15 protein-coding genes and 2 other annotated features are annotated in these 19313 nt (G+C 49.7%); of the genes, 14 read left to right on the top strand and 1 reads right to left on the bottom strand.

Annotated features, from left to right (window positions below):
• Window positions 1-191 precede the first annotated feature (191 nt).
• Window positions 192-317, top strand: a sequence feature (ribosomal protein L20 leader region).
• A 35-nt stretch (window positions 318-352) separates the two neighbouring features.
• From infC to M0Q40_10510, 13 genes are all read left to right on the top strand, one after another.
• Window positions 353-892, top strand: coding sequence for a translation initiation factor IF-3 (infC, locus tag M0Q40_10570; protein MCK9223042.1), 540 nt, complete (start codon window positions 353-355; stop codon window positions 890-892).
• Window positions 885-1079, top strand: a complete 195-nt coding sequence (gene rpmI / locus M0Q40_10565) for a 50S ribosomal protein L35 (protein MCK9223041.1) — start codon at window positions 885-887, stop codon at window positions 1077-1079. Before infC ends, rpmI begins: the two co-directional genes overlap by 8 nt.
• 24 nt (window positions 1080-1103) lie before the next feature.
• On the top strand, window positions 1104-1463 hold the full coding sequence (gene rplT, locus M0Q40_10560; protein MCK9223040.1) for a 50S ribosomal protein L20: 360 nt from the start codon (window positions 1104-1106) through the stop codon (window positions 1461-1463).
• A gap of 4 nt (window positions 1464-1467) precedes the next feature.
• A complete protein-coding gene (locus tag M0Q40_10555; GenBank protein ID MCK9223039.1) occupies window positions 1468-2271 on the top strand; it encodes an RNA methyltransferase in 804 nt (267 codons plus the stop codon).
• 66 nt (window positions 2272-2337) lie between these two features.
• Window positions 2338-2427, top strand: coding sequence for a YqzL family protein (locus M0Q40_10550; GenBank protein MCK9223038.1), 90 nt, complete (start codon window positions 2338-2340; stop codon window positions 2425-2427).
• Between the two features lie 289 nt (window positions 2428-2716).
• Window positions 2717-3733, top strand: a complete 1017-nt coding sequence (gene pheS, locus M0Q40_10545; GenBank protein MCK9223037.1) for a phenylalanine--tRNA ligase subunit alpha — start codon at window positions 2717-2719, stop codon at window positions 3731-3733.
• Window positions 3734-3764: 31 nt separating this feature from the next.
• Window positions 3765-6185 (top strand): phenylalanine--tRNA ligase subunit beta, encoded by a 2421-nt coding sequence (pheT, locus tag M0Q40_10540; GenBank protein ID MCK9223036.1) that lies wholly within the window; start codon window positions 3765-3767, stop codon window positions 6183-6185.
• A 24-nt stretch (window positions 6186-6209) separates the two neighbouring features.
• Window positions 6210-6497, top strand: a complete 288-nt coding sequence (locus tag M0Q40_10535) for a cell division protein ZapA (GenBank protein MCK9223035.1) — start codon at window positions 6210-6212, stop codon at window positions 6495-6497.
• Window positions 6494-6982 carry a CvpA family protein gene (locus tag M0Q40_10530; protein MCK9223034.1) on the top strand — a complete coding sequence of 163 codons (489 nt, stop codon included), beginning with the start codon at window positions 6494-6496 and terminating at the stop codon, window positions 6980-6982. The genes M0Q40_10535 and M0Q40_10530 overlap by 4 nt, the downstream gene beginning before the upstream one ends.
• 28 nt (window positions 6983-7010) lie before the next feature.
• Window positions 7011-8723 carry a DNA polymerase/3'-5' exonuclease PolX gene (gene polX, locus M0Q40_10525; protein ID MCK9223033.1) on the top strand — a complete coding sequence of 571 codons (1713 nt, stop codon included), beginning with the start codon at window positions 7011-7013 and terminating at the stop codon, window positions 8721-8723.
• Between the two features lie 93 nt (window positions 8724-8816).
• Entirely contained in the window at window positions 8817-9767 is a 951-nt protein-coding gene (locus M0Q40_10520) for an NGG1p interacting factor NIF3 (GenBank protein MCK9223032.1), read from the top strand.
• A gap of 23 nt (window positions 9768-9790) precedes the next feature.
• Window positions 9791-12232: a U32 family peptidase gene (locus tag M0Q40_10515; GenBank protein ID MCK9223031.1), complete on the top strand. Its 2442-nt coding sequence runs from the start codon at window positions 9791-9793 to the stop codon at window positions 12230-12232.
• A gap of 105 nt (window positions 12233-12337) precedes the next feature.
• Entirely contained in the window at window positions 12338-14719 is a 2382-nt protein-coding gene (locus M0Q40_10510) for an endonuclease MutS2 (protein MCK9223030.1), read from the top strand.
• Between the two features lie 167 nt (window positions 14720-14886).
• Here the strand turns inward: M0Q40_10510 and M0Q40_10505 are convergent, their stop codons facing one another.
• Window positions 14887-16989 carry a PBP1A family penicillin-binding protein gene (locus M0Q40_10505; protein MCK9223029.1) on the bottom strand — a complete coding sequence of 701 codons (2103 nt, stop codon included), beginning with the start codon at window positions 16987-16989 and terminating at the stop codon, window positions 14887-14889.
• 574 nt (window positions 16990-17563) lie between these two features.
• Window positions 17564-17775, top strand: a binding site (T-box leader).
• A gap of 73 nt (window positions 17776-17848) precedes the next feature.
• On the opposite strand from M0Q40_10505, the gene tyrS reads away from it, so the two are divergent.
• Window positions 17849-19045 carry a tyrosine--tRNA ligase gene (tyrS, locus tag M0Q40_10500; GenBank protein ID MCK9223028.1) on the top strand — a complete coding sequence of 399 codons (1197 nt, stop codon included), beginning with the start codon at window positions 17849-17851 and terminating at the stop codon, window positions 19043-19045.
• Window positions 19046-19313: the final 268 nt, after the last annotated feature.

The following is a 19313-nucleotide window of genomic DNA, read 5'->3' as shown; positions in this document are numbered from 1 at the left end:
TCGTAGAGATACCGATGCTAAGTACGGTGCCAAAACATATAAAGGTAAGCGTGCCGACGGCACGACCTGGGAGAAAGTAACCTACTGGTTCGGATATAAGTTGCATCTAATAGTAGATGCCATTAGGCTTCAATGTGTTGACGGTTGTAGCTAGATATGCTACACTGTCCATGGTTCATATGAAACAGAGGCTTTGCAAGTAGAAGTCATCCGCTTCTCACCTTGCGGCGACGCCAGCAAGGTCTTAGAAAACTAGGCTTATAGCCTATTGCTAGGATTTAAAGAGCGGGTGAAGTATCCCGCTCTTTTTTGTTGGTGATGTTTTGTAATTAAATACCAGGAGGTGACGAGTATTACTGATAAGTTGAGGGTTAACCAAGAGATACGGGCCCGCCAGATCCGAGTAGTGGATACAGACGGCGGACAGTTGGGTATTATGCCCGTCTCAGAGGGGATGAGGTTGGCTGAGGAAAGAGGGCAAGATCTCGTTGAAGTTGCGCCCAAAGCTGCTCCACCAGTGTGCCGAATCATGGACTATGGGAAGTATAAATACGAGCAGTCCAAGAAGGAACGGGAAGCTAGGAAGAACCAAAAGGTAATCAATATCAAGGAAGTGCGCATGAGTCCTAAGATCGATGAGCATGACTTCAATGTGCGGGTGCGCAATGCTGAGAGATTCCTGAAGGCTGGGGATAAGGTTAAAGTCACGGTCCGCTTTAGAGGACGGGAAATTGTTCATTCGGGCCTAGCCAGAAAAAGACTGATGGAGTTTGCCAAACTCCTTGGGGAATACGGACAGATCGAACGTCCACCAGTCCTCGAAGGTCGAAACATGTTTATGATTTTGGCCCCAGCTAAGGAAAAGTCCAAGGAGGCGAAAAACGATGCCTAAAATGAAGACACATCGAGGAGCCGCGAAACGCTTTAAGAAAACCGGAACGGGTAAGTTTAAGAAGAGCAGTAATTTTCGTTCTCATTTGCTGAGCAGTAAGAGCCCGAAGCGGAAAAGACAATTGCGGCGCCCGTCATATGTAAGTAAACAAGATCAGGAGCGCATCAGCAGATTGCTGCCCTATTAGTTTTTAGCACAGGAGGTAACGTCTATGCCACGTGCAAAAGGCGGAACAGTAACACGCCATCGACATAAAAAGGTACTCAAATTGGCCAAGGGCTATCGGGGAAGGAAAAGTAAGATTTTCCGCCCAGCGAACCAAGCGGTCATGAAATCTCTAAATTATGCCTACCGCGATCGGAAGGCTAAGAAACGTGATTTCCGGAAACTATGGATTAGCAGAATCAACGCCGGGGCCCGCAATGCAGGAATGTCTTACAGCCGTTTTATTAGCGGATTGCGGACTGCTGGAGTGGAGATCAACCGGAAGATGCTTGCAGACCTTGCAGTACACGACACTGATGCCTTCAATGAGTTGGTAGCCATAGCCAAGAAGAGTTTGGACAACTGAATCTATGGATCGGATTACTAGCCGGCAGAATCGTGTGGTCAAATCGACCCGTCTTTTGAGGACGCGGAAGGGGCGCCTTAAGGAAGAAAAGGTGCTTCTAGAGGGAGTGCGACTCGTTAGCGACGCCTTGCTGGCTGGTAACCTTCAGTTCTACTGGGCCCTAGGCACCGAGACATTCTGGACGGATTCCGAATATGAACAACTGAGTGGACAGCTTCAGGAACGCTGCCCTTGCTATGTTGTTTCCGATGACCTATTGAAGGACATAGCAGATACTCAACATCCCCAAGGTATTGTGAGCGTGGTGGGCGCATTTGATCACGACTTGACGTGCTGCCTGGATGCCAATCCTTTGATTTTGGTGGCAGATCAAGTAGCTGACCCCGGAAATGCAGGGACCCTAGTCCGTACCGCAGCAGCGGCAGCGGCTAGTGGGGTCATTTTCACCCGGGGCAGTGTAGATCTATTTAATCCGAAGTGCCTACGGGCTAGTATGGGAGCTGTATTCCGGGTTCCGGTTTGCCAGGAAGTCTTCCCTGAGCAACTTGTGGGCTTCCTGAGGAAAAACGGGGTGAGGCTCTATGGTGCCGCGGGTCAAGCCGATCTTGATTACACTCAAGCCGACTTTAGCAATGGAATGGCCCTTGCGGTGGGTAGTGAGGCCTTTGGCTTGAGTCCAGCACTGGAAGAAGCGATCGAAGAAAGACTTGCCATTCCCATGGCCAATGGTGTGGAATCCTTGAATGTTGGTGTAGCGGCAGGGGTTTTGCTCTATGAGGCCCATCGGCAGCGATATTGTAAAGCGTAAATCTGTGTGATATAATGGGACTATGATTTTTAGATCAACACTACCCTGATATGGGCGGGGGATCATATGTCCACAGCTGATTTTTTTTGGAAGATCTTTGAATCGACCGGTTCTATTGTCGCGTACCTGTTGTACAAACAGCTACGGGCGGTGTAACTTTCAGCTGCCGCTAGTTTGCTGGCTCTAGTGTAGGGAGAAGCCGGTTTTTAATTAAAGGGGATGGGAATTGCTCGGCACACCTGTGCGTATGATTGGATCGGTGTGCCAATCATATTTGCCAACCTTTCTGTTCAGGAGAGGTGTGCACCGGGGTGTATTACTAGATGGTTCTTTCACACTTGGAGGAAGAACAGACAAGTAACTACTTGAGTTTGCCATTTTGGGAGGGCTTTCTTTCGTTGTGCAAATAACGGGAAAGCTCTTTTTTTAAGGGAGGCCTGCCCACGTGGAGGACAAGATCAAAACCATAACTGAGGAGGGCTCTGAGGCTATTGGTTCGGCCAACAGTCTTCGAGAGCTAGAGGAGCTACGTGTTAAGTACATAGGAAAGAGGGGCGCCTTAACCTCACTTTTGCGTAGTATCGGGCAGCTCGATGATGCCCAAAGACCCCGTATGGGGCAGTTAGTGAACAATGCAAGGCAAAAACTGGATGCGCTCTTAGAAGAGCGGAGTAAGAGATTATCTTTAGAAGAGACCCAGCAGCGACTTCTGGAGGAACGGATCGACATTACCATGCCCGGCCGAAGACCGGCCTATGGTACAAAACATCCATTGACCTCCACCTTGGATGATATCAAGCGGGTCTTTATGGGTCTGGGCTTTGAAGTGGTAGAAGGCCCTGAAGTGGAACTTGATTACTACAACTTTGAGGCGTTAAATGTACCGAAGGATCATCCCGCGCGGGATATGCAGGATACCTTCTATATTAGTGATGAAGTGTTACTGCGTACCCAAACCTCACCAGTACAGATTCGTGTGATGGAGGAAGCCAAACCACCAATTAAGATCATTGCTCCGGGAAAGGTATACCGCTGCGATTCCGATGTTACCCACTCTCCCATGTTCCATCAGGTGGAGGGATTAGCTGTGGGCAAAAACATCACCTTTGGTGATTTGAAAGGAACCCTATCTCTATTTGCCACAGCACTATTTGGAGAAGATACACCTGTTCGTTTCCGACCGAGCTATTTTCCCTTCACCGAGCCTAGCGCCGAAATGGATATTGGATGTGTGATTTGTCGCGGTGAGGGGTGTCGATTATGTAAGGGTACCGGTTGGCTTGAGGTGCTAGGGGCAGGGATGGTTCATCCTAACGTCCTGCAGCAAGTCAACTACGACCCGGATGAAGTCGGTGGATTTGCCTTTGGTATGGGTGTGGAACGGATCGCGATGCTACGATACGAAGTAGATGATATTCGGCTGTTTTTTGATAACGATTTGCGCTTGTTAAACCAGTTTTAGCCGGCACTGGTAAGATTTGGGGTGAACATAATTGCGGTTATCTTATCGATGGATTAAAGAATATGTAAATGTAGAGCTGCCTGTGGAGGAGTTGGCCGCTCGTCTGACTATGAGTGGTGTTACCGTTGATCGAATGGAACCAATGGGGGTAGATTTCCAAGGGAAGGTAGTTGTGGGGAAGGTACTCAAAGTAGCCCCTCATTCCCAGGCAGATCGCTTGACCATATGTGATGTGGAAGTGGGACCTAACGATGTGCGAAGTGTAGTCTGTGGCGCTCCGAATGTAAGGGAAGGTATGGTGAGCGCTGTGGCATTGCCCGGTGCCCAGCTACCTAGTGGGCTATTGGTACAGGAGGCCGTTATTCGTGGTGTGAAGTCCTTCGGCATGTTATGTGCGGCCGATGAACTGGGAATAGGCGATGACCATCAAGGGATTATTGAACTGCCGGATGACTTTACTCCAGGGACGAGGATTGAGGAAGCCTTATTCCTAGATGATGTTGCTTTCGAAATAGATATTTACGCTAACCGGCCTGATCTTCTTAGCGTGATCGGGGTGGCGCGTGAAGTAGCGGCGATGTTGGGTAGGAAAGTGACAATACCCCAGTGTCCCTTTACCGAGTCGGCTTCTCCGATTACAGAATGGACAAGTATACAGGTGCTGAGCCCGGATTTATGTCCCCGTTATTGTGCACGGCTCGTTACGGGGGTAGAGATTGGACCTTCACCGATTTGGATGCAGCAGTACCTAAGGGCTGCGGGTATGCGTCCAATCAATAATATTGTGGATATTACAAACTTTGTCATGTTGGAGACAGGCCAGCCCCTGCATGCTTTCGATTACGATAAACTAGCAGAGCGCCAGTTGGTCATCAGGCGCGCCCACCAAGGGGAGCAGATGGTTACCCTAGACGGGGTGGAGCGTACGCTAACTAACGAAGATTTAGTGATTGCCGATGGAGCAGAACCTGTCTGCATTGCAGGGATCATGGGTGGCGCCCATGTGGAAGTGACTTCCGAAACCAGGAATATTCTGCTGGAATCGGCTAATTTCAAGGCTGCTAGTGTTAGACGGACGGGGCGCAGACTAGGATTGCATAGTGAAGCTGCGGCCCGGTTTGAAAAGGGCCTTGATCCTGCGGGAACAACCTATGCGCTAGAGCGGGCATGCCAGTTGATGCAGGAACTGGCCGGGGCCAATGTTTTATCCGGGATGATCGATGTGAACAATGTCGACGATGTCCCAATGCGCATTTCTGTTCGGCCACAGATGGTGAACAAGGTTTTGGGCACAGACATCTCTCCGGAGGAAATGGCCGAAATGCTTGCAGGACTAGAGCTTGCGGTTGAATATGATGGGGAAAAGCTAATCGTGCTTGTCCCGAGCTTCCGGCGAGATCTGGGGATTGAAGCAGATATCATTGAGGAAGTGGCCCGGCTATATGGCTATGATCGGATTAAGGCGGAGCTACCAACTACCGAGACGATATTTGCCGGCCAGACCGTGCTCCTTTCGGGGCGAGATACGATCAGAGAGCTATTGATTGCCTCTGGGTTGCAGGAGGTTCTCAATTACAGTTTCATTAGTCCCGATGATCTGGCGAGGCTTGAAGCAAACACCCCGGTCTTTGAACGGGACCTATCGAAGGTGTTGACCATTGCCAACCCTTTGAGCGAAGGGCAGAGTATGATGCGCACAAGTCTTTTGCCGGGGTTAATCAATACCGCTGTGCGGAATCTATCCCGGCAGGCGGAAAACGTCCATTTATTCGAGTTAGGTCGGGTGTTCTGGCCGGTGGAGGGGAAGAATGGTCTACCTATTGAACGGGAGATGGGTGCCCTGCTTTTGACCGGGTTGCGACCTGGCATAAGCTGGGGTCATGATCCGCAGGATGTAGATTTCTATGACCTAAAAGGGATTGTGGAGCTTTTAGCGGATCGACTCGGTGCCCAGCAGTTAACCTTCATGCCCAGTGAGTGTCCCTATTTGCATCCTGGTAGACGGGGTACGATTCTAGTGGGCGGTGAAAGTATCGGTTATCTAGGACAACTGCATCCCAATTGTGCCGCAAGGTTTGGATTAGAGGAATCGACATACGTAGCGGAGTTTGATGTGGAAGCATTACTTACTAAGTGTGATGCTAAGCGGACTTATGTGGGTATTATTCGCTATCCATTTGTAAAGAGGGATATGGCCTTCCTTGTTCCAAAGGAGGTTCAATCCAACGCGGTGGTCGATGTGATCAAGGAAGTCGGCGGGAAACTTGTTAAGGACATTTGGCTATTTGATGTGTATACCGGAAAACAGGTCCCAACAGGGTACCGCAGTCTCGCATATACGGTGACGTATCAGGCAGAGGATCGCACCTTAGTGGATGAGGAGATCGTCCAGATCGAAAGCGAACTTGAAGAAAGACTGCAAGAGGAGCTAAAGGTAAGTCTACGCCGTTAAACGTCGGGCGGGGGGTGAAGGACGGTGGCAAAGGACCAAAGGGCCGTAGGAAGCGTTGAGCAAAAGCCTCTGGTGACCGAAAAAGTGGAGATCTACGGTGAAAGCTATGTAATAAGGGGAGCAGTACCCAAGGAGTATATTGCTGAGGTGGCCCGAGAGGTTGATGAAAGAATATCGGCATTACAGATGAAGTATAAGGGACTACCACTATATAAGGTGGCGGTACTAGTATCGTTGAATCTGGCCGGTGAGCTACATCAAGCCCGCAAGGATAATGAGGAGCTACTGAAGCTTTTGGAGGAAGCTCGATGAGCTGGTTTGATGTTTTGGTCCTAGCTTTTTTCCTAGTCATGGGCTATCGGGGTTTCCGTGATGGATTTGTTTTCCATCTCGGCAGGATCGGGGGACCTATGCTAGGTCTGTTCTTTGCCCTTAAGACCCACGAGTCGTGGGGCCAGGCCCTCTCAGCCCGCCTGAATGTCCCCTATGTGCTATTGGGTGCTTTTGTGTTTTTATTAGTCAGTGTTAGTATTACTGTGGTAGTGGGTCTGATGGGGCGATGGTTAAAGGACATCATGCAACAGGGCCGGTTTGGCACTTCCGATCGTATTGTGGGTGCTGGATTTGGCCTTTTGTGTGCCTTTGTGATTACTGGCAGTTTCATCACCTTCGTTTTTGGTTCGAAACTTAGTATTTTGACAAAACTAGGGGGAGTAGTGGAAACCTCCGGGATTACTTACCGGATCTTCACTTGGCTTCCTTTTATGTATGGAACTATTACAAGATTATTTGGGTGAGGGTGTTCATTTGGAAAGGAGTACCTATGTGGAAAACATACAGGTGGCATTGTTGCTCCAGGAAATGGCAACTTTGTTGGACCTAGCCGATGAAAACCCCTTTAAAACTAGAGCATACCGGCGGGCTGCCAAAAGCATTCAGAATTTACCACAAGATATTCGTTCATTGCACAGGCAAGACGCCCTAAGACAAATCCCCGGTGTAGGAGCCGCTATTGCCTCCAATATTGATGAATGGCTTAGAACCGGGACTATTTCGCAGTATGAGGAGCTAAAGGGTCGCTTTCCAGCGGGTCTACTGGAGGTATCCAGGGTCCCTGGGGTGGGAATCAAAACTGCCCGGCTTCTTCATCAAGAACTGGGGATTTCATCAATGAAGGATCTGGCGGAGGCCTTGGCCCAAGGGAAGCTTCAAGGAGTAGCGGGTCTTGGACCAAAGTCGGTGGAACGCCTCCAGCGGGGAATGGCCCGTTATGAGCAATACCAAGGTAAGATGCTCATCTCCACCGCCGTTCTGTTGGAAAGACACCTTGGAGATTTCTGTCGCTGCATACCACGAGTATGCCGGGTGGAAGCCACAGGGCAGCTGCGGCGAAGATGCCGCGTACTGGACCGGGTGGATCTGTTGGTGGTCAGTGAAGACTTTGCTGGCTTCCCTGGGGCGATCGCCAAGTATCCCTTACTAAAAGAGACTCCTCGCGCCAAGGATCATTGTCTAGAACTTGTGGTAGAGGGCCTAAGGGTCCATATATTTCTGGTTGCACCGGATATTTTTCCCCTACGGTGGTATTTGCTATCCGGTGCTGCATCCCATCTGCACAAAATGACAGAGGTAGCAGCTAAACACGGTATTTCCATTGGCCCCGAGGGGTTAACTGACGAGAGGGGCTCCCTTGCGGTTACCGATGAAGAGGACATCTACGCTAGTGTCGGGATGCAGTATATCCCTCCGGAAATGCGGGAGGACCAAGGAGAGGTGGAGTTGGCCCTAGAAGGGAAGCTGCCCACCCTCATTGAGCCAGAGGATCTAGCGGGGGATCTCCATGTCCATACAAATTACAGCGATGGGACCAGCAGCATTGTGGAAATGGCCCAAGGGGCTAAACGGGCGGGATTATCTTATGTGGCCCTTTGTGATCATTCCCAATCTCTGAAAATTGCCGGGGGACTTACCCCTGAGCGGATCAGGGAGCAACGGAAAGAGATTGAGCAGGTCAATCGGGAGTTAAATGACTTTACGGTCCTGGCCGGTATCGAGGTGGATATCCTGGAGGATGGGCAACTTGATCTGCCCGATTCTGTATTGAAGGAGCTTGATGTGGTGGTGGCCAGCATTCATCGGAGTTTCCACCTTGACCGGGAAACCATGACCCGTAGGATTATTGCCGCCATGGAAAACCCCCATGTGGACATCATCGGTCATTTAACCGGTAGGCTCCTTGGTAAGCGGGAGGGATATGGCGTGGATATTGAACGGATTATTGAGGCTGCTGTCCGCACCGGTACCGCCTTAGAGATCAACAGTCATCCCGAACGACTTGATGTGGATGAGACCTACGCCCGGCAAGCGGTAGAAAGGGGTGTCAAACTTGCGATTAACAGTGACGCCCATTCCCCCATTCAGTTCGGTTTTTTGACCTATGGTCTTTGGGTGGGGCGGCGAGCCTGGCTTACTCAAGAGGATGTAATCAATTGTTGGCCCTTGGGACGCCTGATGGATTATCTTGCTGGGGAGTGCTAAAATTGGAACGAAGATATTTGATGTCACTAGGCTTGCAGAGCTGTTCTTGGGATTAAGCTCGACGAGTAAATGTCAGGTTGGAGGTTATGAACAATGAAACTAGGTGAGTTATATCGGTTTGCGGTTACCGAGGGGATTGCTGTTGATCCCCGGGGTAAGGAGATTGTGGAACAACAGTTAAAACAGTCAGCCGAGGAATACAGCCAGATGAAGGACAAAGAAAAGGAATTCTTTGACCAGGAACGTTTGACCAATCCCTATGCCGATACCCGGATCCTCTATGGAGATGAGAATATTGAGGTCGGCTCGATCCTAGCCGGTATTGACATGGAAGTGGGTGAGGTGTTGCTCGCCGACCGGTTAAAGGAAAAGGGGCGGCGCATCGACCTGGTTCTATCCCATCATCCGGAGGGTACGGCCCTAGCTAGACTGTACCAAGTGATGCATATGCAAGAGGATCTAGCGGCTATGCTGGGTGTTCCCATTAACGTGGCCGAAGGTGTGCTGAAGGAGCGGATTAGCCAGGTGGAACGAGCTCTGCTACCAACCAACCATCAGCGGGCTCGGGATGCAGCCCGATTATTGGATATTCCACTGATGTGTATTCATACCCCAGCAGATAACCACGTGGCCAGTTATCTTCAGCAGAAGTTTGACGAAAACAGTCCTCGGATCTTGGGGGATGTCCTTGAACTCCTGTTGGAAGAGCCCGAGTATGCCCAGGCCAAAAGTGACGAAGCTGGCCTTAAGATAGTTGCCGGGGACAAAAAGGGGCGGGCAGGTAAGGTCTTTGTTGACATGACTGGAGGCACTGGCGGTTCAAAGGATATGTTCGAGAAATATGCCGTTGCCGGGGTGGGGACCATCGTCTGCATGCATATTGGGGAGAACAATCTGGAAGAGGCTAAAAAAGCACATATTAATGTTGTCATTGCCGGACACATGGCCAGCGATTCTCTGGGCATGAACTTGTTGTTGGACAAGCTTTCGGGTATGGAGATCATTGCTTGCTCAGGGTTTATTAGACACAGTCGCAGTAAGTAGCTGATCGCATGGAGGTTGCATAAATGGTGGAACTATTGGCACCCGCGGGGAGTTTTGATGCTTTACGGGCTGCCGTGGAAAATGGGGCAGACAGTGTTTACGTTGGTGGGACTGCCTTCAGTGCTCGGGCCTATGCAGCGAATTTTGATCAAAGGCAACTAGTGGAAGCCGTTGACTATTGTCACATCCGGGGGGTAAGGCTTTACGTTACGGTAAATACCATTGTAGCCGATCCGGAGCTAGAGGAGTTAGTAGACCATCTGCGCTTTCTCCACGAAATTGGTGTTGACGCACTGATTGTCCAGGATTTGGCGGTAGTGGAACTGGCCAAGGAATTCACCAGGATTCCTCTCCATGCTAGTACCCAGATGACGGTGCATAATCCCTCGGATCTTAGGGTCCTTGAGGAACTTGGCATTAGCCGGGTTGTCCTTGCTAGGGAACTTTCCTTGGAGGAGATATCCCTGCTGAGGGCCGCCAGCCCCATTGAGATTGAGATTTTTGCCCACGGTGCCCTTTGCGTTTCCTATTCAGGCCAGTGTCTTTTCAGTTCACTTCTGGGTGGGCGCAGTGGTAACCGAGGTAGATGTGCCCAACCCTGTCGGATGAGGTATTGTCTGAACTTACCCGGCAGTAAGGGTCTAGCCGGGTATCTGCTAAGCACCAAGGATTTATGTACTCTTGAACGTCTTGGCTCTATTGTGCAAAGCGGGGTAGCAGCCCTAAAGATTGAAGGGCGAATGAAGGCACCGGAATATGTGGCTATCGTCACCAAAGTATACCGGGAGGCACTGGACCGAGCCATTGGGGATCCTCTGGGCTTTGTAGCTAGGGAGGAAGAAAGAAACCAGTTGGAGGCCGCCTTTAGCAGAGGGTTTACTTTGGGCCATTTGTGGGGTAGTCGGGGTGAGCAGTTAGTTAACTATCATTACCCGGGCAATCGGGGTGTTTACCAAGGACAGGTAGTTAAGGTGAGTCAGGATCGGGTTTGGGTCAAGATAGATAAAAAACTCATAGAAAAGGAACAGGTTCAGTTTTGGGAAACGAATAATGGCCCTCGTAAGAGCACTGTCCTTGATCTGCGCCAAGGAAGTAGACCGGTTAAGACCGCTGACGCTGGGTCCATTGTTAATTGGCGGCATCGGGGTAGAGTAAGCATGGGCGATGAGGTATACAAGCGGGTCACCGACCCCCAAGCCATTGATACTTATACATCCCCCCGGTGTTGGCGCACTGTGCCGGTAAGAATCAAGGCAACGGCAATGGTCGGTCAACCCTTTACCTTGGAGCTTTGGGATGATGACGGGAACTATGTGAAACAAATAAGCCAGGGGGTGGGTCAACCTGCCCGTACCCAGCCACTGACCGAGGAGGTTGTTTCGGAAAAACTGCTGCAATTGGGTAATGTCCCCTTCCGGGCTGAGGAGTGTGAAGTGATTATTACCGGTGAAGTAATGGTGCCCTTAGGGGAGATAAAACGGGTGCGCAGGAAGGCCTTTGAGCTCTTGTCGGAGCTACGCACCAACCATTTTCGGCGACCGGCTATTGACTCAAGTTACCAAATCATTCATCCATCGGTCCGCCCGAAAGAAGGAACTAATCCCAAACTAGCGGTATATATCAATGAGAAGGAAGCCATTGTGCCCTTAAGTGAGGCGGGGGCGGATCTTATCTACTTCGGCGGGGAAAGATTCAAAGGTGGCCACAACCAGTGTCAAAGTGCGGTCTATCCCTTGGAGGAGTACGTTGCCGCAAGGGATCTAGCTAAGAAGCAGGAAATAGAGCTTTTGTGGGCTTTTCCTCGAATCACCCAGCGCAGAGAGCTGGCGGAGATTGTGCGGATTGTCGAAGCAGCCGAGGACGATCTGCCCCAGGGATTTCTAGTTGGTAACCTTGGTACTCTCTATGCACTAAGAGGCAAGGGTCCCCTTGGGGCAGACTTCTCGTTTAACGTTTATAACCGCATCGCACTGAAGCGGATGGGTGATCTAGGATGTGCAAGGGTGTGCTTGTCTGTGGAGTTGACCCTCTCTCAGATTAGTACCATTGCCACTGGGGCTACTCCCACCGAGGTCATTGTCCACGGACGATTGCCATTGATGGTTTCTGAGTATTGTCCAGGTCAGCTTCTTGGTTGTCAGCATTGTCTGGGGGACGGGAGAGGGGCTTTAGTAGATCGGATGAATTTTACTTTTCCGATTCGTACCGATGGCTCTTGCCGCATGCATTTGTTCAATTCCAAGGAACTTGCGGCCCTTAGAACTATACCTACACTTAAACGGGTGGGAGTTTCAGTGATTCGCCTAGATCTGCGATTGCATCAGTTGCCCGAGGCTATTACCATTGTCCGCCTGTACCGGGAGGCCTTGTCTGCTGACGATGAGGGCTTAGCCAGTATTGAGGGGGAGCTTCTAGATATGCTAAGAGGGGACTATACTCTAGGACATTTTTACCGGGGAGTCTGATTTGGCTGGGTCGAATGGCCCAATCTCGGGTGATTGATCTTTTCCGGTTTCCGCTTTAAGATATACTAAGATGTCAACTGGACTGCAAATGGGAAGGGAACACAGGTGTACGAGCATACTTTAAAAGTACTTGAATTTGCTAAGGTTCAGAATGCCTTAGCAGGACATTGTCTTTCTTCATTGGGTCAGGATCTTTGTGAGGAATTGCGACCCTTAAGTGATAAAGAACAAATAAGGTCGCTGCTTGCAGAGACCGAGGCGGCTATTCGTCTGAGTAGGGAACAGGGTGGATCTATTCCTTTGCGGGGATTGAAAGACATCCGTGAACCCCTGCGGCGTGCTAAGGTGGGCGCAATGTTATCCCCTGAGGAACTGGCCGATATCCAATCAGATCTTCAGGTTATGCGGCTAATGCGACGTTTTCTGCTCAAAGTAGGGGAGGAGGATACCGAGCTTTGGTGTCTTTGTCAGTGGGCTGAGCAGATTACTCCCAATGCCAGGCTGGAGGAGCGGATTGGCCAGTGTATCGACGAGAACTGCAAGATCAAGGATAGTGCCAGTTCTGCACTAAGAACCATTAGACGGCAGATCCAGACTACCCAAAACCAAGTCAAATCCCGTCTGCAGGAGATTGTCCATTCGGGACGATACCAGAAAATGCTACAAGATGGCATTGTGACAATGCGGGCCGGAAGATATGTTGTGCCGGTGAAACAGGAATACAAGGACGCGTTGCCGGGAATAATCCATGATTTGTCCAGTAGCGGTGCCACAGTTTTCATAGAGCCGGAGGTAGTTGTTAGGCTGAACAATGAACTGCGGCGCTTAATCAACGCGGAGGAGGCCGAGGTTAAGCGGATTCTTCGGGAGCTGAGCAATGAGGTGGGCTACTTTGCAGAAGAAGCCATGGTTTCTTTAGAGGCCCTAGGACATTTAGATTTTACCTTCGCAAAGGCTCGTTACAGCGCTTTGCTCGATGCATCTTGCCCGGAGATTGTGGATGATTACCGCGTAGAGATCCGGGGAGCTCGGCATCCCCTTCTGGGTAAGGATGTCGTGGCCAATGATCTCTACTTAGGAGAGGGTTATCGGGCGTTGGTGATCACCGGGCCTAATACCGGTGGGAAAACCGTAGTGCTGAAGACTTTTGGGCTGCTCTGCCTGATGGTTCAGTGTGGGCTGCCCATACCTGCGGATCCTGGAAGTGTGGTACCTGTATTCGAGCACATCTTTGCCGATATTGGTGACGAACAGAGCATTGAGCAGAGTCTGTCGACGTTTTCAGGACATATGAGGAATATCATCAAGATATTGGACCAGGTCACACCGGGCTCATTGGTCCTGCTCGATGAACTTGGGGCGGGAACCGATCCTGATGAAGGTTCTGCATTGGCCATGGCCATCTTGGAGCATTTGGTGGAGAAATGCTTAGTGGTGGCGACTACCCATTACAGTCAGTTAAAGGGTTTTGCCTTCCACCATTCCCTCATGGAAAATGCCTGTGTGGAGTTTGATACGCAGACCTTAAAGCCAACCTATCGACTAATGATTGGTCTGCCGGGGAAGAGCAATGCTTTTCAGATTGCCTTGGGCCTTGGATTAGAACAGGAGATTCATCAAAAGGCCCTTCGGTTCCGCTCCGAGGAGGACTTTGCCTTAGATGAGCTAATTGAGAGTATTCAACTTCGGGAAAGACAGGCGCGTTCTAGTGCGATGCAGGCCGAGTTAGAGGAAAAATCCTATGCAAAACTACGGCAGGAATACGATGAGCGACTAAGGCAACTAAACAGTGAGAAGAACCAGATTATTCGTAATGCCGAGCGGGAAGCAAAACAAATGATCCGTCAAACCCGTCAGGAATTTGAGGATCTCCTTGGTAGGATGCGCAAAGTAAAGGATAAAGAGGAACTAGAGGATGTTGCCCTGCAAGTTCGAATGCAACTGGAGGAAAAAGAGAAGGAGCTTGAGGAGCGCGAAGGGCAACAGAAGAAAAAAGTGCCCCACGATCCCCTCTGGCAAGAGAATCTGCGGTGTGGGGATTCTGTTTTTATCAGAAGTCTACAGCAACAGGGTACCCTCCTGGAGGCTCCTAAACAGGGGCAAGTGCAGGTGCAGGTGGGTATCATGAAGGTGGTTGTAGACAGTAATGATCTGGCACCAGCCCAGGAAAACAGTGAAGAGACGAGCGGTTTAACCCGTACAAAGTCAGGGATGGGTAAATTAGTACGGAGCAAAAGTAGCACCATATCCCAGGAAGTCCATCTCCGGGGGATGACCGTCGATGAGGCTATTTATGCTTTGGATAAGTACCTCGACGATGTGATGTTAGCGGGGCTTTCACCAGTACGGATAGTCCATGGTAAAGGGGCGGGGATCCTACGCAAGGCCATTGGAGACTATCTGCGGACCCATGCCGGGGTCAAGGATTATCATATTGCACCACCAGCCGAAGGAGGCTTTGGTGTGACGGTAGTTCATCTGCAGTAGTATACACCGCGGGATGTTACAGATTAGCCTGTTGGATGTCGGGTATTCGAGAGGGTCTTCCTGTTAGATCTTGGCCATAAGCGCGGGAAGCCTTGGATGTCAACGCAGAAGAGATTTGCAGAGCCTTTTGCTAGGTACTGATCCTAGCAAAAGGCTTTTTCATCTTTTTAATTGCCGCGCCTGAACAGTTCATTGAAGAACTCTTCCCAAGGAGAACGTTTCTTCGGTGCTTCTTCTTCGCTTGGTTCTACCGTTGGTTCCTCCGGCGTTTCCGGTTGTGCAGGCCAGGTATATCTGGGTGAGTAGCTAGTTGGTTCAGTACCCGCAATGAACTTCTCAACACTTGTCTCTGTGCTAGGAATGCCAGAGTGGGCTAGGAGCCCAGTCTTGATATCGATGGTCTTTTCGACTACTCCTGGTGGCTTTCGAAAATCTGTAACGGGAGTGTTCTTCGTAACTAGTGACATAAACTCCCCCCAGATTTCGGTGGTCTTCCAGCTGCCATAGTTTACCCCATTGTAAGTCATCTTTTTCGGGATGTCTTCGCCTAGCCACACTGCCACTGAAAGTTCCGGCGTGTAGCCGATAAACCAGGCATCTCGGTTATTGACAGTGGTACCGGTTTTGCCAGCGGCAGGCCTACCGATGTTCCCACGTCTACCTGTCCCACGGGAGATGACGCCCCTGAGCATGTCGGTCATTAGATAGCTTACTTGTTCGCTCAAAACCGGTTTACGTTTGGGCGTAAACTCATCGGTACCGTTCGGGCCGACAACTTTTACGATGGATATGGGTTCCACCCACACGCCTTGATTAGCCAAAATCCCGTAGGCACTAGCCATTTCCATGGTGGTAGTACCGTAAGTAAGACCACCTAGGGCAAAGGCGAGGGTCTTATCTGTGAGCTCACCTTGCTTGTCCACAAGGGTGGTAATCCCCATTCTCTTAGCCACTTCATAGGCAGCTGTTGGACCAATCTCATCCAAAACCTGTACGGCTACGGAGTTAACCGATTCCTCTATGGCTTTCCTTAAGGTGATCGGACCGAAGTACTCGTTGTTATAGTTTCGCGGCTCATAGATTTCGCCGGTGGGTAGTGTAAACTGCATAGGACGGTCGTCATATACAGTTGCTGGTGTATAACCCATTTCCAAGGCAGCAATGTATACGAAGGGCTTCATCGCGGATCCTGGCTGCCTTGGTGATTGGACTGCCCGATTGAGTTTATCGGTACCTCGACCGCCAACCATAGCCTTGATATAACCGGTTCTTGGGTCGATGGCCACCAAAGCTCCCTGGGGTTGCATTAGTCCATTTTCGTCTTCCTTTCCTTCGGGAAGGCTGTTTAGTATTACTTCCTCGGCAATGGTCTGCATTTCTAAATCCAACGTGGTATAGACCCGAAGGCCCCCAGCGTAGACTAAATCTACACCATAAATACTGATCAGTTGGTCACGAACGTAATTAATGAAGTACTCGGTCTTAAGAGGAGACTTGTCCTCTTTCTCTACAAGAATAACCGGTTCTTTGATTGCTTCTTCTGCTTGCTGAGCAGTAATGTACCCAAAACGATGCATCTGGGAAAGGACCAAGTTACGTCGGCTTACTGCCCCTTCCATGTTGATGCGAGGGTTAAGGGAGTTAGGTCGATTGACAATCGCGGCTAGCAAAGCACCTTCGGCTAGGGTCAGGTCCTCTACACTTTTGCCAAAATAGCTTTGAGACGCAGCTTCGATTCCCCATGCTGCATCGCCGAAAAGAATAATGTTCAAGTACGCTTCCAGAATCTCCGGTTTACTATACTTACGTTCAATCTGAATAGCCCACAGGATCTCCTGAAGTTTTCGAGATACCTGTTTTTTATTGTGTAAGAAGGCGTTTCTGGCCAACTGCTGCGTAATACTACTGAAGCCCTGTGCGAACCGCTTCTCCCGTATATTCACCAGGATTGATCGGCCAACGGCAACAAAATCAATACCGTTGTGCTGGTAGAAATTGTGATCCTCAATAGCAACAAAAGCATTTTGCACGTGTGTTGGAATCTGTTCAATCGGTACAAAGACACGATTCTGTCGGTACAAATGCCCAATGGTCTTGCCATTGATGTCGTAGATGTATGTAGTGAATTCGGGGTTGAAGTTGACCTCATCTAACGAAGGAGCATTTTCAAGAAAACCGACAAACAACCCAACACCCGTGCCAGCTACAGTGCACAGTAATATAACCAGGATTAGAGCCCAAAAGCGACGCAGACGCGAACTGCGTGCCATATATGCATCCCCCCTACTACTTAAGTAGGAACTCTTTCCGAAGACCGACTGTATTACAAAAGTAATTATAGCATAGTACTAAGCCACATGCACTTCTTTGTGGTTGTTGGTATGCGTCATCGATTCACGCGCACTGCAATTCTCATCGGGCCAACAGGTACCCGATATACTACCTTCATCGGATCTACGGATTAGCTTCGACATACCCCCTGATCATGTCCTGCCTAATGGAAAATATTGTCCGTCTCTCTGAAGTATTATGCCATGCACTGTCTTCTCGGCCAACTATATTAATGGGTTGGTACAACATTATCAATCGATTCTTATTCTGGACTATTCGATTGCAGACATGTTGACAGATAAGTTGTCATGGAGCTGTAGTTGTCTGGGTTGATGCAAACTAGGTGTGCGCGGAACAATTTTGTGCCTGGACTTGATTGTGACGACTTATCTCCTCCGGAAGGTCTTGTTGCTAGTTGGTTCAACACCTCGGCAGGATCATAAGTGAGCGATTAGTGATCGCGTTGTGTTGTTATTGCAGGGTGGTTATGCTATAATGTCACAAACGAAAACACTAAAGGCAATGACAAGGATGAGAAACAGTGATTCAGTAGCAGAGAGTTGGCGGTTGGTGCAAGCCAATCTGAACCTGTGGACGTACACCTTCGAGCTGTCTGGGTGAATAAAGTAGCCTAGTCCGCGCTTTCGGCGTTAATGAAAGTTCAATGAGCGGATCCTGTTTGCGATCAAGTAGGGTGGTACCGCGGGAGCCTTCCCGTCCCTTTGGGGACTATGGGTAAGGCTTTTTTTATTTCATGTTGAGGTGATGAAAGTGGATTGTCAGGATGTTTTGACGCAAGTGCAAAGAGGCGTTGTGGACACCTTTCCTGAAGGAGAACTTGCTAAAAAACTGGAGAAGTCCCGCAAGGAAGGAAGGCCGCTAAAGGTGAAGCTTGGCGTGGATCCTACGGGAACGGATTTGCATCTGGGCCATATTGTGCCCCTTCTCAAACTGAAACAGTTTCAGGATCTAGGTCATCAGGCTATTCTAATTATAGGGGACTACACAGCTACGGTGGGAGATCCATCGGGACGCAATAAGGCCAGGCCACAGCTTACCCACGAGCAGGTAATGGCCAACTGCAAAACCTATACGGAGCAAGTATTCAAGATCATCGATCGGGAACGTACCCAGGTGGTCTACAATGGTACTTGGTTTAGTAAGATGGGTTTCTCTGATGTGATTAATCTTCTTTCCAACATGACTCTAGCCCGAATGCTAGAGCGAGAGGATTTTGCCCATAGGTTTCAGAATCAGCTGCCCATAAGTCTCCATGAGCTAGCTTATCCCCTGATGCAAGGTTATGACTCGGCGATGATTCAGGCGGATATCGAGCTTGGTGGAACAGACCAAAAGTTCAATATTCTCGTGGGCAGGGAGCTCCAAAAGGATCTCGGTCAAGAACCCCAGGTGGGTTTGTGTGTCCCTATTTTGTTGGGTACCGATGGCAAGGAAAAGATGAGTAAGTCCCTTGGAAACTATATTGCCTTGGATGATCCTCCTGAAGAGAAGTTCGGTAAGATTATGTCGATTCCCGATGAGTTAATGCCAATGTACTTCGAATTACTCACCGATGTTCCCTTGGATGAGCTGGACAGAATGCAGCAGGAAGTCCAAGCAGGTACCTTGCATCCAGCTAAGCTGAAAAGACGACTCGCCAGGGATATAGTTGCTCGTTTCGACGGGGAAGATGCGGCTGTTTCGGCGGAACAACACTTTGATTTGGTGTTTGTTGATAAGGATGTACCCGATGATGTAATGGAGATCAGTTTCTCCCGGGCCCAATTGGAAGATAACCGGATCTGGATTATCAAGCTGATTACTGAAGCTGGTTTTGCAGGGACAAACAGTGAAGCAAGAAGACTTGTGTCCCAGAATGCAGTCCGAATAGATGATGAGCCAATTACAAATCCGGACTTGGATTGGGAGGTTCAAGATGGTGCTTTGCTCAAGGTGGGGAAGCGCAGTTTCGCTCGGATTTGCTTAGTGGACTGATGGGATAAGTGTTGCCGGGCTTGAGATAGAAGCTTTGGTTTTTCAAAAATGACCCTTGACACTCCTAATTGGATATGCTAAACTACGTATCGTCGGTGATGAACAGCACTCACCGCCACAGTTCTTTGACAACTGAACAGTATATGAAAAGCGAGAAGCCTTGAGATTTAAATTAAGCTAAGGATTTAGCTCAAAGTAGATCCTAGGGTGCTTCGGCACTTTAGATAAATTTAACGGAGAGTTTGATCCTGGCTCAGGACGAACGCTG

The sequence above is a fragment of the Limnochordia bacterium genome (assembly GCA_023230925.1).
In the GTDB taxonomy this organism is placed as follows: domain Bacteria; phylum Bacillota; class Limnochordia; order DUMW01; family DUMW01; genus JALNWK01.
Note: the sequence above shows the minus strand (reverse complement) of the source record. Positions and strands in the feature narration are given on the sequence as shown.

What these genes read in the sequence shown, in the direction of transcription:
- rpmI (MCK9223041.1), top strand. Translation starts at nt 885, where the DNA reads ATGCCTAAAATGAAGACACATCGAGGAGCCGCGAAACGCTTTAAGAAA.
- rplT (MCK9223040.1), top strand. Translation starts at nt 1,104, where the DNA reads ATGCCACGTGCAAAAGGCGGAACAGTAACACGCCATCGACATAAAAAG.
- M0Q40_10555 (MCK9223039.1), top strand. Translation starts at nt 1,468, where the DNA reads ATGGATCGGATTACTAGCCGGCAGAATCGTGTGGTCAAATCGACCCGT.
- M0Q40_10550 (MCK9223038.1), top strand. Translation starts at nt 2,338, where the DNA reads ATGTCCACAGCTGATTTTTTTTGGAAGATCTTTGAATCGACCGGTTCT.
- M0Q40_10530 (MCK9223034.1), top strand. Translation starts at nt 6,494, where the DNA reads ATGAGCTGGTTTGATGTTTTGGTCCTAGCTTTTTTCCTAGTCATGGGC.
- M0Q40_10520 (MCK9223032.1), top strand. Translation starts at nt 8,817, where the DNA reads ATGAAACTAGGTGAGTTATATCGGTTTGCGGTTACCGAGGGGATTGCT.
- M0Q40_10515 (MCK9223031.1), top strand. Translation starts at nt 9,791, where the DNA reads ATGGTGGAACTATTGGCACCCGCGGGGAGTTTTGATGCTTTACGGGCT.
- M0Q40_10505 (MCK9223029.1), bottom strand. Translation starts at nt 16,989, where the DNA reads ATGGCACGCAGTTCGCGTCTGCGTCGCTTTTGGGCTCTAATCCTGGTT.